Annotated in this window: 15 protein-coding genes; 9 read left to right on the top strand and 6 right to left on the bottom strand. The window is 60.6% G+C overall.

Annotated elements, in window-relative coordinates:
- Positions 1-127: 127 nt before the first annotated feature.
- Entirely contained in the window at positions 128-1,468 is a 1,341-nt protein-coding gene (locus tag Ga0074115_RS00830) for a UDP-glucose dehydrogenase family protein (RefSeq protein WP_057955095.1), read from the bottom strand.
- Between the two features lie 258 nt (positions 1,469-1,726).
- Here Ga0074115_RS00830 and hemA point away from each other — a divergent pair, with 258 nt between their 5' ends.
- The 7 genes from hemA (at position 1,727) to Ga0074115_RS00795 (ending at position 7,205) form a co-directional block, all read left to right on the top strand.
- Positions 1,727-2,995, top strand: coding sequence for a glutamyl-tRNA reductase (hemA, locus tag Ga0074115_RS00825; protein WP_057955094.1), 1,269 nt, complete (start codon positions 1,727-1,729; stop codon positions 2,993-2,995).
- Positions 2,992-4,071, top strand: a complete 1,080-nt coding sequence (gene prfA, locus Ga0074115_RS00820) for a peptide chain release factor 1 (protein WP_060528103.1) — start codon at positions 2,992-2,994, stop codon at positions 4,069-4,071. The genes hemA and prfA overlap by 4 nt, the downstream gene beginning before the upstream one ends.
- Positions 4,068-4,937 carry a peptide chain release factor N(5)-glutamine methyltransferase gene (gene prmC / locus Ga0074115_RS00815; protein ID WP_057955092.1) on the top strand — a complete coding sequence of 290 codons (870 nt, stop codon included), beginning with the start codon at positions 4,068-4,070 and terminating at the stop codon, positions 4,935-4,937. Before prfA ends, prmC begins: the two co-directional genes overlap by 4 nt.
- A 63-nt stretch (positions 4,938-5,000) precedes the next feature.
- Entirely contained in the window at positions 5,001-5,384 is a 384-nt protein-coding gene (locus tag Ga0074115_RS00810; protein ID WP_057955091.1) for a hypothetical protein, read from the top strand.
- A gap of 81 nt (positions 5,385-5,465) precedes the next feature.
- Complete coding sequence (locus Ga0074115_RS00805) at positions 5,466-6,215, top strand: HesA/MoeB/ThiF family protein (protein WP_057955090.1); 750 nt, start codon at positions 5,466-5,468, stop codon at positions 6,213-6,215.
- Positions 6,216-6,800 carry a rhombosortase gene (gene rrtA, locus Ga0074115_RS00800; RefSeq protein WP_057955089.1) on the top strand — a complete coding sequence of 195 codons (585 nt, stop codon included), beginning with the start codon at positions 6,216-6,218 and terminating at the stop codon, positions 6,798-6,800. It abuts the gene before it with no gap.
- A 15-nt stretch (positions 6,801-6,815) separates the two neighbouring features.
- A complete protein-coding gene (locus Ga0074115_RS00795; protein WP_060528102.1) occupies positions 6,816-7,205 on the top strand; it encodes a hypothetical protein in 390 nt (129 codons plus the stop codon).
- Here Ga0074115_RS00795 and Ga0074115_RS00790 read toward each other — a convergent pair.
- From Ga0074115_RS00790 to gatC, 4 genes are all read right to left on the bottom strand, one after another.
- The gene (locus tag Ga0074115_RS00790; protein WP_232432837.1) at positions 7,180-9,411 is read right to left on the bottom strand and encodes a reprolysin-like metallopeptidase; all 2,232 of its coding nucleotides are present in this window, start codon (positions 9,409-9,411) and stop codon (positions 7,180-7,182) included. The genes Ga0074115_RS00795 and Ga0074115_RS00790 overlap by 26 nt on opposite strands.
- Before the next feature lie 118 nt (positions 9,412-9,529).
- Positions 9,530-10,963: an Asp-tRNA(Asn)/Glu-tRNA(Gln) amidotransferase subunit GatB gene (gene gatB, locus Ga0074115_RS00785; RefSeq protein WP_057955088.1), complete on the bottom strand. Its 1,434-nt coding sequence runs from the start codon at positions 10,961-10,963 to the stop codon at positions 9,530-9,532.
- Positions 10,964-10,989: 26 nt separating this feature from the next.
- Complete coding sequence (gene gatA / locus Ga0074115_RS00780) at positions 10,990-12,441, bottom strand: Asp-tRNA(Asn)/Glu-tRNA(Gln) amidotransferase subunit GatA (RefSeq protein WP_057955087.1); 1,452 nt, start codon at positions 12,439-12,441, stop codon at positions 10,990-10,992.
- A gap of 41 nt (positions 12,442-12,482) precedes the next feature.
- Positions 12,483-12,770 (bottom strand): Asp-tRNA(Asn)/Glu-tRNA(Gln) amidotransferase subunit GatC, encoded by a 288-nt coding sequence (gene gatC / locus Ga0074115_RS00775; protein ID WP_057955086.1) that lies wholly within the window; start codon positions 12,768-12,770, stop codon positions 12,483-12,485.
- Positions 12,771-13,123: 353 nt separating this feature from the next.
- Between gatC and Ga0074115_RS00770 the strand changes: the two genes are divergently transcribed.
- The gene (locus Ga0074115_RS00770) at positions 13,124-13,948 is read left to right on the top strand and encodes a DUF6502 family protein (protein ID WP_057955085.1); all 825 of its coding nucleotides are present in this window, start codon (positions 13,124-13,126) and stop codon (positions 13,946-13,948) included.
- An 89-nt stretch (positions 13,949-14,037) separates the two neighbouring features.
- Here Ga0074115_RS00770 and Ga0074115_RS00765 read toward each other — a convergent pair whose 3' ends face one another.
- A complete protein-coding gene (locus tag Ga0074115_RS00765; protein ID WP_232432836.1) occupies positions 14,038-14,223 on the bottom strand; it encodes a DUF3330 domain-containing protein in 186 nt (61 codons plus the stop codon).
- A gap of 265 nt (positions 14,224-14,488) precedes the next feature.
- Here Ga0074115_RS00765 and Ga0074115_RS00760 point away from each other — a divergent pair, with 265 nt between their 5' ends.
- Positions 14,489-15,538 (top strand): rod shape-determining protein, encoded by a 1,050-nt coding sequence (locus Ga0074115_RS00760; protein WP_087959698.1) that lies wholly within the window; start codon positions 14,489-14,491, stop codon positions 15,536-15,538.
- Positions 15,539-15,544 lie beyond the last annotated feature (6 nt).

The raw sequence follows: 15,544 nt of genomic DNA, 5'->3' as shown, positions 1-15,544 counted from the left end.
CAACCGCAATAAGGGAAAACCGCTACATAGGCCAGCTTTTGCCTCTGCTGCCGCCCTCGCATATCGTGATTCCAAACTCTTCAGGGCAAAAAAAAACCCCGCTCTGCGGCGGGGTCCATTTGGTGCCTCAGCTCGCCGGGTGGGCATCCGGCCGGCCGATAGCAAAATAACTTAGACCTGCTCGCGTCACAGTCTCCGGCTCAAACATATTGCGTCCATCGAACACCGCCGGGCTCCCCAGAGTTTCTTTAATACTGTCAAAGTCGGGGCTGCGGAACTGGGTCCATTCAGTCATGATGATCAGGGCATCCGCACCCTGCAGGGCATCTTGGGCGCTCTCACAAAAGATCAGCTCATCGCGTTCGCCATAGATACGGTCTGCCTCCTCCATCGCCACTGGATCGTAGACCCGCACCGAGGCACCCGCCTCCCACAGCGACTCCATCATCACCCGGCTTGAGGCCGCACGCATGTCATCCGTGTTGGGCTTGAAGGCCAGGCCCCAGAGAGCGAATGTCTTGCCCTTCAGATCCCCATCAAAATAGCGATTCACCTTATTGAAGATGACTCGCTTCTGATCGCCATTGACCGCCTCGACGGCAGTCAACAGACGCGGATTGTAGCCAACGCTCAGCGCCGTCTTCTCCAGCGCCTGTACATCCTTGGGAAAACAGGAGCCGCCGTAACCGCACCCCGGGTAGATGAACTGATAGCCGATGCGCGGATCAGAACCGATACCAATACGCACCTTCTCAATATCCGCGCCCAGCAGGTCGGCGATATTGGAGAGTTCGTTCATGAAGCTGATCTTGGTGGCAAGAATCGCGTTGGCCGCATACTTGGTCAACTCGGCGGAGCGCACATCCATCACCATCACGCGCTCGTGATTGCGGTTGAACGGCGCATAGAGGGCGCGCAGCAGCTCACCGGTACGGGGATTATCGGTACCCACAACGATGCGATCGGGGCGCATGAAATCATCGATCGCCGCACCCTCTTTGAGGAACTCCGGATTAGAGACCACGTCATATTCGATCTCGACGCCACGCGTCGCCTGGACCTCGCGTATCGCCTCACACACCTTGTCGCCGGTACCAACCGGCACGGTAGACTTATCGATGATGACACGATACTCGGTCATGTGCTCCGCGATGCTGCGCGCCACGGCCGTCACATACTGCAGATCGGCGGAGCCATCCTCATCCGGCGGAGTACCCACCGCGATGAACTGGAACAGCCCGTGCTCGACGCCCTTTTTTGCATCGAGCGTAAAGGCAAGACGCCCCGCCTCGCGGTTGCGCTTAACCATCTCTTCAAGGCCCGGCTCATAGATCGGGATGCCGCCACTGTTGAGCATATCGATCTTGGCCGGATCGACATCCACACACATAACATCATTACCGACCTCAGCCAGACAGGCGCCCGTGACCAAACCGACGTATCCACTTCCGAAGATCGTAACTTTCATTTATTCAAGACTCCATTAAACCCTAAGATTACAGGCCCAAGCCGGACTGACTTCAAATTTGGCCGGAGATTGCTGCCGTTCTACAAGAAAGGCCGGATGCTACCAGAGTTCAAATCAATTTCCCTAACCAATACTGGAGTTACGAGAATCCCCTTTGAAAACGGCATCCTGGCGCAACCCAGCCCTTGAACTGAAGACAATGATATTACACAATCCCGCATTCCGTTCGCCAAAACCCAACACCCGAATCAACTCCCGATGCCAATACTCGCCCTGGGCCTTAACCACAAAACCGCGCCGGTAGAGGTCCGCGAACGGATCACCTTTGGCCCCGATATCATAGCCGGCGCTCTGCGCAGCCTGCTCGAGGCCGCCTCGGTAGAGGAGTCGGTGATCCTCTCCACCTGCAACCGCACCGAAGTCTACTGCAGCATCAACGACACCGAAAAGGGCTCGGTGGCCGACTGGATCAGCGACTTCCACGGCCTCGACAACGGCAAGGTCAGCCCCTACCTCTACAGCCACATGGACGCCGATGCAGTGCGCCACCTGATGCGTGTCTCCTGCGGCCTCGACTCCCTGGTGCTGGGCGAACCGCAGATCCTCGGGCAGGTCAAATCGGCCTTCCAGACCGCCGCCAGCGCCAACGCCACCGGCAAGATGCTGAGCAAGCTATTCCAGCACGTGTTCTCGGTCTCCAAGCAGATCCGCACCGACACCGCCATTGGCAATAGCCCCGTGTCGGTTGCGTTTGCCGCAGTCAGCCTAGCGCGCCAGATCTTCAGCGAGCTGAAGGAGCAAACCGCGCTGCTGATCGGCGCCGGCGAGACCGTCGAACTAGCCGCCCGCCATCTGCATCAGAACGGCATCGGCCGCATCATCGTCGCCAACCGCACTGTCGAGCGCGCCCACAGCCTGGCCGCCCAGTTCGACGGCTACGCCATCGCCCTGACCGAGATTGGCAACCACCTGGCGGAGGCCGACATCGTCATCTCCTCCACTGCCAGCCCGCTGCCGATCCTCGGCAAAGGCACCGTCGAGCGGGCCCTCAAGGAGCGCAAACACCGCCCCATCTTTATGGTCGACATCGCCGTGCCGCGGGACATCGAACCGGAGGTCGCCGATCTGAGCGACATCTACCTCTACACGGTGGACGACCTGGACGAGGTGATCGAAGAGAACAAACGCTCGCGCCAAGAGGCGGCACTGCAGGCCGAGGAGATCATCGACCAGCATGTCGAGGAGTTCATGGGCTGGCTGCGCTCCCTCGACGCGGTGGAGCTAATCCAAGGGTACCGCATCCAGGCCGAACAGCTGCGCAATGAGACCTTGAAGAAGGCCCTGCAACAATTGAAGAAGGGCAAATCGCCAGAGGAGGCACTGCAGTTCCTCGCCCACACGCTCACCAACAAGCTGCTGCACACTCCCAGCGCCCAGCTGCGCCAGGCCGGCTTCGACGGCCAAATCGAGCTGCTAGAGGCCGCCAACACTCTGTTTCAACTAAAAAAGCCTACGAATCGTCCATGAAACCCTCCCTGCGGGGCAAGCTGGAGCAGATCGCCGACCGTTTCGAGGAGATCACCGCCCTGCTGGCCGACCCCGAAGTCCAAAACGACCAGAACCGATTTCGCGACCTCAGCCGGGAGTACGCCCAACTCGAGCCGGTGGTGGAGAGCTACCGGCACTTCAGCCAGGCAGAGGCGGATATCGAGTCGGCACAGGAGATGCTCGCCGACCCGGAGATGGCCGAGTTGGCTGCCGAAGAACTGGCAGAAGCAGAGCACACCCGGGACGTCCTCGAACCGGAGCTGCAGCTGCTGCTGATCCCCGCCGACCCCAACGACCAACGCAACATCTTTCTCGAGATTCGAGCCGGCACAGGTGGCGCCGAAGCGGCGCTGTTCGCCGGCGACCTCTACCGCATGTACCTACGCTATGCCGAGGCTCAGGGCTGGCAGACCGAGACCATCAGCGAGAGCCCAGGCGAGCACGGCGGCTACAAGGAGATCATCTGCCGCATCAGCGGCAACGCGGTCTACTCGCGACTGAAATTTGAGTCGGGTGCACATCGGGTACAGCGGGTGCCAGAGACCGAATCCCAAGGGCGCATCCACACCTCCGCCTGCACTGTCGCAATCCTGCCCGAGGCCGACGCCATCGATGAGGTCGAGATCAACAGTAACGATCTGCGCATCGACACCTATCGAGCCTCCGGCGCTGGCGGCCAGCACGTCAACAAGACCGACTCCGCGGTGCGCATTACCCACCTGCCCACCGGCATCGTGATCGAGTGCCAGGACGAACGCTCACAGCACAAAAACAAGGCCCGCGCCATGTCGCTGCTATCGGCGCGCCTGCTCTCCCAGGCCCAGGAGGCGCAGAGCAGCGCCCAGGCGCAAAACCGCAAACTGCAGGTCGGCAGCGGCGACCGCTCGGAGCGCATCCGCACCTACAACTTCCCGCAGAACCGCCTCACCGACCACCGCGTCAATCTGACCCTCTACAAACTCGATGAGATCATGGCCGGCGGCCTGGAGCAGGTGATCGATCCGCTGCTACGCGAGTATCAGGCGGAACAGCTGGCGGCGATGGGCGAGGCGTGACCAGTCTGCGCGAGGCGCAGCAGCAGGCAGGCGCCCGGCTTCGCGCCCTACCCCACGCCGAGGCCGAACTTGAGGCCGCGCTGCTGCTCTGCTATCTGCTCGACAAGCCGCGCAGCCACCTTTACGCCTGGCCCGAGCAGGAGCTCACAACCAACCAGATGCGGCAGTTTTCGCAGCTGCTGGAACGCCGCCTCAGCGGCGAGCCGCTAGCCTACATCCTTGGCCTACGTGAATTCTGGTCGCTGCAGCTCGAGGTCAATCCAGATACCCTGATCCCCCGCCCGGAGACCGAGCTACTGGTGGAGATCGCACTGACCCATCTCGACGACAGCCAGGCCAGCCGCATCGCCGATCTCGGCACCGGCAGCGGCGCCATCGCCCTGGCGATCGGCCGCGAGCGCCCCGACTGTCACATCGACGCCACCGATCTCAAACCGCAGACGTTGCAGACCGCACGCAGCAATGCCCAGCGCCTCGGCATTAACAATCTGGAGTTCCACCTCGGCAGCTGGTACTCCGCACTGCCACGTGGTGCGCACTACCGACTGCTGCTCAGCAACCCACCCTATATCGCCGATGACGACCCCCATCTCTGCCAGGGAGACCTGCCCCGCGAACCCCGCGCCGCGCTGGCTTCAGGACCAGACGGCCTGCAGGCGATACGTCAGCTCTGCGCCGACGCCCCAGCCCACCTCAAAGCGGGGGGCTGGTTGATCTTCGAGCACGGCTTCGAGCAGGGAGCTGCAGCCCGCTCACTGCTACAGCAGGCCGGCTTTGTCGAGATCCAGACCCACCAGGATCTGGCCGGGTTGGATCGTGTCACTGAGGGATGTCTGCCTGCGCCTGCCCAAGCGGGGAGTCAATGAGGATTCTCAAGATGCGGCCAGGAACGCTTGCATATTCACCCACTTTCGCTAGGATTAATTCCCATGGAAACGGGGAGCCCAGAATTCACCAAGCACCGGGAGATCCACTTCGTCGAGTTGCACCCGGACCCCCAGCAGGCGCAGACTGCCGCACTGCTGCTGGCTGACGTGGAAGGCATCAACCGCGTCGAGCCGATCGCACCATCCCACCTCCGCATCAGCTACAATTTGCTGGAAGTCTCGCTGGAGCAGATCGAGATTGGGCTCACCGAAGTCGGCCTGCACCTCGACAATCGCCTCTATTTCCGCCTCAAACGGGCCCTCTACTACTACACAGAAGAGACCCAGCGCAGCAATATGGGCTGCTTGCGCAGCGATTCCAAATGCACCCGTCGCATCTTCGCTGACCGCTACCAACGCCAGGAACACTGGCGTCGTTACCTCTAACCTCCCATCCAAATCACCTGATGCATTCTCCTCACCTTTTATTTAAGGTGGCGCTTCCATGCAAACAAAGAACACGATTCGATGAATGACGATCAGTTGCTGCGCTATAGCCGCCAGATCATGCTGCCGAGCATCGGTATTGAGGGGCAGCAGCGGCTACTCGAAAGCCGGGTGTTACTGGTCGGGCTTGGCGGACTGGGCTCGCCGGTTGCTTTGTATCTGGCAGCCGCCGGCGTCGGCCAGCTGGTGCTGAGCGACTTCGACAAGGTCGATCTCAGCAATCTGCAACGCCAGATCGCCCACACCACCGACGCCATCGGTGAGCTCAAGGTGGAGTCGGCCCGCCGCGCGCTGCTGGCTCTGAACCCTGAAATCCAGATCGAAACCATCGACCGGATATTGCAGGAGCAAGAGCTGGTGCTGGAGGTGCAAAAGGCCGATCTGGTGATCGACGCTAGCGACAATTTCGCCACCCGCTTCGCCATCAACAGCGCTTGCCAATGCCACGCCACACCGCTTGTGTCAGGTGCAGCGATCCGCATGGAGGGCCAGGTCAGCGCCTTCTCCGGACAGCCAGGCGGCCCCTGCTACCGCTGCCTCTATCCAGAGGAGGGCCAGGTCGCCGACACCTGTTCAGAGAACGGCGTACTGGCACCGCTGGTCGGGATCATCGGCAGCATTCAGGCTACCGAAGCGATCAAGATCCTGACCGGGGCAGGCACGCCACTGTTTGGCCAACTGTTGATCCTCGATGCACTGCACATGCAGTGGCGCAGCCTCAAGCTCAAGCCCGACCCACGCTGTCCTGTTTGTGGCGACGACCACCACTAAATGGCGAGCCGCCGCGTTAAAGCCATCCGCCGCCCCGACTGGGATCTCGCACTGCCGGGATTGAGCCTGCTGACCGCCTTCATCACCCTACTGCCAGGACAGACTCAGCAATGGCTCCGCTACGAACGCAGCCTGATCGAATCTGGCGAGCTCTGGCGGCTGCTGACAGCCCACCTGACCCACCTCAACTGGTCGCACCTGCTACTCAATCTGCTGACACTCTGGCTGATTCGTCTGCTGTTTCCCCGTAGCCCAACACTGCAACCGATCAGTTTTCTCTGGCTCGCGCTGGCCACCTCATGCGGGCTATTTGTTCTCAACCCCGACCTTCAATGGTACCTGGGGCTCTCGGGAGTGCTGCATGGCTATCTGGCCTGGGTGGCACTCCACCTACTTCGCCATGCCCAGCCAGGAGGCGGGTTGCTGACCGCCCTGTTGCTGGGCAAGCTGGGCTGGGAGCAGCTGCTTGGACCGATGCCAGGCAGTGAGGCGATGATCTCAGCGAACGTCGTGGTCGACGCACACCTTTACGGCAGCATCGCCGGCGCCTTACTATGGGCGGCACAACCTAAAACTATTGAATGACTCTGAGGTAGCCGGGTGATTCGGACGATACTGCTCTTCCTGTTAACGTTTCTGATCCTTCATGGCTGCCAAGAGGGGGAACAGATCGACCTCTCAAACCTCCCCGCTGAAGAGCAACAGGTGCTCACCGCTTTGGCATGGCTGAAAGGAGCCGATGCAGAGCGCGACGCACAACAGGCATTTGCCCGGGGTGACCTGAGGCTACTCGCCATGGCGACCCGAGGAGCCAGCATGCCAGGCATTCCCACTGAGCTGGCATCAAAGGCAAAGTCTGTCTGCGGCATACGATATCTGGAAGGCTCCACCGATGCGGTGGTGAGCGATATGCATCTGAAACTGCTGCAAAAGGCAGAAAAGTATGCCGCAACCTACAACGGAATCATGCTCCAGCACTGCATGAAGTAGGCTGCCGCAACCAGCCGGCCAACCCCCAGCTGCCTGCCAGCAGCAACATCAGCGGCATCCAGAAGAGCCCCCCTCCACCCCCTTCGCTTCGACCCGCCTCAGCACCAGCACCAAGTGCGTCAGACGCATCGCTATACTGCGTCCCATGCTCCAGCGTCGCGCCATCTGTGGCCTTGCAACGGCCCGCCACCGGCACACCATTACCCTGCACCTCAATCGAGAGACCATCGGAGAGGGTAAAAAAGATATTGTCACTACAGGCGAGGCGCACCCTTGCACGATCGATCTGCAGGTCCGGCAGGGTCACCATGGCGCTGCCAGCAGCATTGGCAAAGCTCCCCAGAATCAGCTCCGGTAGATCTGTGCCATCGCAGTAGCTGGCATAGTCGCTACTGAGTGATAACAGCTCCACCGTCATATTGCCGCAGATCGCCGTAGTGTTAGTCGACCATTCCAGGCTGTATGTGCCACCCCCCATTAGCGACGTCCCCGACACCAGCTCACCACCGGTAATCTCCAGCGGCCCAGACGCGCTATCCACACTGATCCGTACATCGTCCGCTGCAACCCCGGAATTGCCATCACGCACCGTCAGGCGAAAGTTCATCACACGAGCGCTGGCTGGCAGGGTTTCGCCCTTGGCGCTGGTCGAGTCGTTTTCATCCAACCCCAACAGCAGTTGACTGATGCGGGGGAAGGTGCGCTCACCACTGCTCTTGGGCAGAAATGAACGAAACAGGGGATTGTTACCACTGGCCGGATCTGCACCAAGATCGCTACCCAAGGTCTCCGGAGAGGTCACCGCGCCTCGATCAAGCCCATCCCATTGAAAGGAGAGTTCATCACCATCCGTATCGTTTGCCGCCCCCAGCAGCCTGAAGGGGGTCTGCCTGGGGATGATATAGTCAGCCCCCGCATCGACGCTGGGCGGGGTGTTGCCGGTGGCAACCAGTGTGCCGCAGCTACCGCCGGATGCCACATAATCATTCACCTGCTGGATGCTCCAAGCGTGAAAGGTCGCATCGGTGTTGTATTGCAGATTCTCCGCGCCACAGATGCCCGCATAGGCCATGATGGTGGTGCCGCTGCCAGGCTCTACCGCACTGGCCGCCACCCGCTGGGCACTAATGCAGGCCCCATCTGAGCCATTAAAGGTGTGATCGGCGGCAAACTGATGCCCGATCTCATGGGCTACAAAGTCGATAAAAAAGGACTCGCCGCTCGGATTCCGCCTGCCACTCACCCCCTTCGCCTTCTGATGGGGCGAACAAGCGCTCGGCACCACCGCAATACCACCCCCATAGGTACTGAAGACATGCCCGATATCATAGTTGTCGCTGCCGATCACTCGGTCCAGATTAGCCTGATTCTGGCCCAGCATGTCGAAGGCGCTGCTGTTGTCGTAGGGGTCGCTGGCAGAATCGGTATAGATGATGCGGTCGTTATCTGCCACCAGCTGAAACTGGATCGCTAGATCCCGCCCATAGATCTGATTGACCCGATTGATAGCCGTAACGATGGCGTCCAAGGCCTGGGCATTAGTGCCACCGTGAAACTGCGTGTACTCACCAGTCGCCGCCACCGCCAACCGGTAGACCCGCCGCTGCCCGGTGAGCCGCTGCGCCAAGGCAGAGACCTCCGCCACACGCTGCTCCCAGCCGTGCTCCTGCTCCACCTCCTGCAGCACGCAGTAGGGGCGTGATGACAGCTCGCCACGCGCCGCCAACACATAGTCACGCTTGAAGTAGGAGCGATAGCCACCCTGATCATCGGGGTCGATAAAGATCACGCCGGCGGGTGTATCGAGCATGGCGTGGAAGCCCTGCGGGGTCAGATCGAGCCGACCTGTCGCAGTTGGCTGATCGATACCGCGAACCGAATAGGTGCGGATCTCGGGGTAGCGCCGAGCCAGCTCCGGCGCCATTATCGGCGACTCTTCAACGCTAAACCGGGCAAACGAGCCGTCAGGCAGGGGCAGCTGCAGGGGCGCTCCTTCGCTGGCAGTGAACTCCAGCGGCGCTGTCGCCAATAGGGACTCCAGAGCAGGGCGATCAGCCTGTAGGGAACGATATTGGAAGGCGGGCACCGCAGCGCTCCGCGCGGCGACATCCGGCAGGCGCTCACTCCAGATGCCGCTGGCCGACACGCCACCCAGCGGCAACCCCAGCAGCAACAGCCAAACCATAAACCGAGACCCAAAACCCATGCCACTGCCTCCTACGTGAGCCAGCCTGCCGGCCGGCCATAAACTATACAAAAGCCGGCAGTGGCTCCTCTCCACGCAGGCGGCCCGCGGAATCGCTGGCAAGCCTCAAACCGACGTTTCAGGGAGCGAGCTTTTTCCGCAGCAGTTCGTTGACCTGTCCCGGATTAGCCTTGCCCTGGGTGACCTTCATCACCTGGCCGACAAAAAACCCGAGCAACTTCTCCTTGCCTGCCCGGAACTGTTCCACCTGCTTGGGATTGCCGCCGATGATCTCATCGATAATCGACTCGATGGCAGCTGTATCGGTAATCTGCTTTAGGCCTTTAGCCTCGATGATCGCATCAGCATCTCCCTCACCGTTCCAGATCGCCTCAAACACCTGCTTGGCGATCTTGCCGGAGATGGTGCCATCCGCGATACGCGCTAGCAGCCCACCGAGCTGCTGCGGCGACACCGGCGACGCCTCGATCCCCAGCCCCGCCTTGTTGAGTGCCCCGGCCAGCTCCATGGTGACCCAGTTGGCCGCCATCTTCGGCTCGGCGCCGGTGGCGGCCACCGCCTCGAAGTAGTCCGCCAGCGGCCGGCTCGCGGTCAACCCGTCCGCATCCTGATCACTCAGGCCATACTCCTGCTCGAAGCGCTGTCGCTTAGCATCGGGCAACTCGGGCAGCTCTGCTCGGATCGCCTCCAGCAACTCCTCTTCCACCTCCACCGGTAGCAGATCCGGATCGGGGAAGTAGCGGTAGTCGTTGGCCTCCTCCTTGCTGCGCATGGAACGAGTCTCGTCCCGATCAGCATCGTAGAGCCGGGTCTCTTGTACCACCTTGCCGCCGCTCTCGACCAGATCGATCTGCCGCTCCAGCTCGAATTTGAGGGCCCGTTCAAGAAAACGGAAGGAGTTGATGTTCTTCAGTTCGGTGCGGGTGCCAAACGCCTCCTGACCCTTGGGACGGATCGAGAGATTGGCATCGACGCGGAACGAGCCCTCCTGCATATTGCCGTCACAGATCCCCAGATAGACCACCAGCTGGTGGATCTTGCGTGCATAGGCCACCGCTTCTTTGATCGAGCGCATATCGGGTTCGGAGACGATCTCCAGCAGCGGCGTACCGGCCCGATTCAGGTCGATCCCGCTCATGCCGTGGAAATCCTCGTGTAGCGACTTGCCGGCATCCTCCTCCAGATGGGCGCGAGTGATGCCGATCACCTTCTGCTCACCATCGGCCAACTCGATGGTGATCGAGCCCTTGCCGATGATCGGCAGCTCAAACTGGCTGATCTGATAGCCCTTTGGCAGATCGGGATAGAAGTAGTTCTTGCGCGCGAACACCGAACGCCGACCGATCTCCGCGCCTACCGCCAGGCCGAACTTCAGCGCCATACTCACCGCCTGCTGGTTGAGCACCGGCAGCACGCCGGGGAAGCCCAGGTCCACGTTGCATGCCTGGGTATTGGGTTCCGCGCCGTAAGCGGTGGAAGCCCCGGAGAAGATCTTCGATTGAGTGGCGAGCTGGGTATGAACCTCCAGCCCGATGACAGTTTCCCACTGCATGGTCTTTTCTCTGTAGGTTAAGGGAATCAGAAACCTGACGGCACCTGCGTGTGCCAGTCGGTCGCCTGCTGGAACTTATGAGCCACATTCAGCAGTCGCGCCTCGGCAAAGTAGTCGCCGATGATCTGCAGCCCCACCGGCAGACCCGCCACCGGCGCCACCGGGATCGAGATCCCAGGCAGACCCGCCATATTGGCAGCGATGGTGTAGATGTCGTTGAGATACATAGTGACCGGGTCATCCGCTTTCTCACCGAGACCGAAGGCGGTGCTCGGCGAGGTCGGCCCCATGATCACGTCGACCTGTTCGAAGGCGCGCTTGAAGTCGTCAGAGATCAGTTGGCGGATCTTCTGTGCCTTCAGATAGAAGGCGTCGTAGTAACCGGCGGAGAGCACATAGGCGCCGATCATGATGCGCCGCTTCACCTCGGCACCAAAGCCCTCGCCGCGGGAGCGCTTGTAGAGATCCTCCAGATCCTTTGGCTCATCGCAACGATAGCCATAACGCACGCCGTCGAAGCGGGAGAGGTTGGAGGAACACTCGGCCGGCGCCACCACGTAATAGGTGGGGACCGCCAAACCGGTATTCGGCAGACTGATCTCCACCAGCTCGGCGCCGAGCTTTTTGTACTCGGCAATCGCCGCCTCGACCGATTCGGCCACGGCACTGTCGAGACCCTCACCAAAATACTCCTTCGGCAGACCGATTTTCAGTCCCTCCAGGGAGTCGTTGAGGCTCGCTGAGTAGTCGGGCACCGGCGCTTCGGCGCTAGTGGAATCCTTTGGGTCGAAGCCGGCCATCGCCTGCAGCAACAGCGCCGCATCCTCGGCGGAGCGGGCCATGGGTCCGCCCTGATCGAGACTTGAGGCAAAGGCGATCATGCCGTAGCGCGAGACCCGCCCGTAGGTCGGCTTGAGGCCGGTGATGCCGCAGAGCGCGGCGGGCTGGCGAATCGAGCCGCCAGTATCGGTGCCGGTGGCGGCAGCAGCCAGACGCGCCGCCACCGCCGCCGCAGAACCGCCGGAGGAGCCACCTGGCACCCGTGACTTGTCCCAAGGGTTGCGTACTGGGCCGTACCAGCTGGTCTCGTTAGAGGAGCCCATGGCGAACTCATCCATGTTGGCCTTACCCAGGGAGACCACGCCAGCCGCCTTCAGCTTGCTCACCACTGTTGCGTCGTAGGGGGAGATGAAGCTGTCGAGCATGCGCGAGCCACAGCTGGTCTTTACCCCTTCGGTACAGAAGATATCCTTGTGGATGATCGGAATGCCGGTGAGCGACCCCGCCTCGCCAGCGGCAATCTGCTTGTCGGCCGCCTCTGCCGCAGCCAGCGCCTGCTCGGCGGTGGTGCTGATAAGGCTATTAAGCTCCCCATCAAGGGCTTCGATGCGCTGCAGAAAGTGACGGGCCAGCTCCACGCTGGAGCACTCGCCCGCACGCAAGGCCGCGCCCAGTTCGACGATACTTTTGTTATGCATTGTGCAGGAAATTCTCTTGATTAACGCCGGCTATCCGACGATTACTCGATCACCTTGGGAACCAGATAGAGCCCACCATCGACCTTCGGCGCGATCGATTGAAAGACCTCGCGGCGATCACTCTCGGTCACCTCATCAGCACGCAGCCGTTGCGACATATGCAGCGGGTGGGCCATCGGCGTAACCCCCTCAGTATCCTGCGCATCCATCTGCGCCACCAGATCGAGGATGTTACTCAATTCCTGCGCAAAGCCATCCAGCTGCTCCTGTTCAACAGAGAGCCGAGCAAGATGCGCGATCTTCTCGATATCAGAATGATCCAAAGACATCCGTAATGATCCCTTGAGATTGAAAACCGGGAAAACTTATCACAATTGGCCTTATCCATACATGGGACTGAAACCTTGCACCAACACCCCCCCCTGAACCGGCGCAGATCCCAGGAAAAAAACCGGCAGGATTGATACGACCCAGCCGCCCGAGCGACTCATCTTTGCCACCGAATGAGACCAGTTTTGCCACTTTAGGAAGGGAAGCAAGGCAAGCTGCAACCTGTGTCACAAAACTTTCCGCACCCCATTTGCCGGAAAAGTGAGGCGATTGATAATCCCGACAAAGCAGGAAGCCACACAGGACCATAAGAGCTTCCCGATGTAAACCAGCAGAGGCCACTTCACTTCAGATGAGAGACCCGACCGGCAACACCCTCAGCACAGCAGTACTCAAGCTGCTTAGACCGGTGGTGCACCTGTTGCTGCGCAACAACATGTCTTACGGTGAGTTCGCCGACTTGGCAAAGTGGATTTATATAGACGTGGCTGCAAAAGAGTTCACCATCCCCGGCCGAAAACAGACCATCTCGCGCATCTCGGTGATTACCGGGCTGACCCGCAAAGAGGTCGCCCGACTACAGAAGCTCCAACACCCCGGCAGTGAACTCATCTCCCAGCGCCACAATCGAGCCGCCCGGGTAATCGCCGGCTGGCGCCGGAACCCGCGATTTCAGGACAGCAACGGCAACCCGGCAACCCTCTATTTCGAGTCTGGCAGCGGCAGTTTCAGCGATCTGGTGCGCGAGCACAGCGGCGATATCCCACCACGCGCGATCCTTGACGAACTGCTGCGCATCGGCTCAGTTGAACAGAACGCCGAGGGTCAGGTACGACTCGCCTCCACCGCATTTGCGCCGAATGATGACGAGATCGACGAGCTGCGCAGCCTCGGCAATGATGTACAGCTACTCGTCTCCACCATTGACCAGAGGCTCCGCAAGGAGGGCTCTCCGCCCCTATTTCAACGCAAGGTCGCCTACGACAACCTGCCCCAAGAGGCACTGCCCGCCTTCCGCCAGTTCAGCGCGAGAAAGGCCCAAGCACTGCTCAAGGAGTTCGACCTGCATCTGGCGCAAAATGGCCGCCATGCCGGTCAGCAAAGCAACGGCGAGCGGCACATGCAGGCCGGCATCGGAATCTTTTATTTCGAACAGAACACGGAAGAGGGCATCTGAAACACCCTCAACCCGCCACCAGCAATCCACCCTAGATCACTGTCGCCCCGCCGGCCGCAGAATCAGCGAAAGCAACAGCTGGCAAGCGATCAAGTAATATCCTCCGGCTGCTCCGAGGGCGGCGTCTCGTGGGACATCTCTGCGTAGTAGTCGCTACCACAAAAATAGAAGATGTAGTCATCCGCTTCAGCTACACCCATTTCAGAACGGGGAATCTCCCGCATACAGGTGTCGTGATCAAGCTTCTTCACCTGGGTAGGCTTAGGCATCATCATAACCACCTCCTGCATCAGTACAAGAACCCAATACCCGAGCTTTTTACTCGGCTTTCTAATCAAGTATAGCTACTCACATAAAAAAGCAAATAAGGTATATAAAGTCGCTTTCACCACACCACCGCCTTGCCCAAGCCTCCAACGGTTGCTAGATTAAGGCCGATTACGGAAACCTCATCGTGGCCCGGAATAGCCCCAGCTTGGACTAGAGCTCCAGCGATTCGCATAAGGCCATGTCAATACACTGATATTACGAAGAAATTTTATGCTGTTCCGACGCATCCGCGGCCTCTTCTCCAACGATCTCTCCATCGACCTTGGCACCGCCAACACGCTGATCTACGCCCGTGGCCAGGGCATCGTGCTGAATGAGCCCTCGGTGGTGGCAATCCGCCAGGACCGCGGCCCAGGCGGCGCAAAGTCCGTGGTCGCGGTGGGTGAAGAGGCAAAAAAGATGCTCGGCCGCACCCCGGCCAACATCACCGCCATCCGCCCCATGAAAGAGGGCGTGATCGCCGACTTCACGGTCACCGAAAAAATGCTGCAGTACTTCATCCACAAGGCGCATGAGACCCGCATCCTGCGGCCCAGCCCACGGGTGCTGGTATGCGTGCCCTGTGGCTCCACCCAAGTGGAGCGGCGTGCGATCAAGGAATCAGCTGCCGGCGCCGGCGCCCGCGAGGTCTACCTGATCGAAGAGCCAATGTCGGCCGCCATTGGCGCCGGCCTGCCGGTGGACGAAGCGCGCGGCTCAATGGTGCTGGATATCGGCGGTGGCACCTCCGAGGTGGCGATCATCTCGCTCAACGGCATCGTCTACTCCAACTCGGTACGGGTCGGCGGCGACCGCTTCGACGAAGCGATCATCAGCTATGTCCGCCGTAACTACGGCACCCTGATCGGTGACGCCACCGCCGAACGGATAAAACACGAGATCGGCTCCGCCTACCCCGGCAACGAGGTAAAGGAGATCGAGGTCAAGGGTCGCAACCTGGCTGAGGGCATCCCGCGCAGCTTCACCCTCAACAGCAACGAGATCCTCGAGGCGCTACAGGAGCCGTTCTCCGGCATCGTCGGCGCAGTCAGGACCGCCCTTGAACAGACTCCGCCGGAGCTGGGCGCAGATGTCGCCGAGCGCGGCATCGTACTCACCGGCGGTGGCGCGCTGCTAAAGGATCTGGATCGACTGATCCAGGAGGAGACCGGCCTGTCGGTGATCGTCGCCGAAGACCCCCTGACCTGCGTCGCCCGCGGTGGCGGCCGTGCGCTGGAGTTGATCGACGAACGCGGCGGAGACATCTTCTCCGTGGAATAGCAGCCT

It is taken from the genome of endosymbiont of Ridgeia piscesae, assembly GCF_001443665.1.
Lineage (GTDB): Bacteria > Pseudomonadota > Gammaproteobacteria > Chromatiales > Chromatiaceae > Endoriftia > Endoriftia persephonae.
Note: the sequence above shows the minus strand (reverse complement) of the source record. Positions and strands in the feature narration are given on the sequence as shown.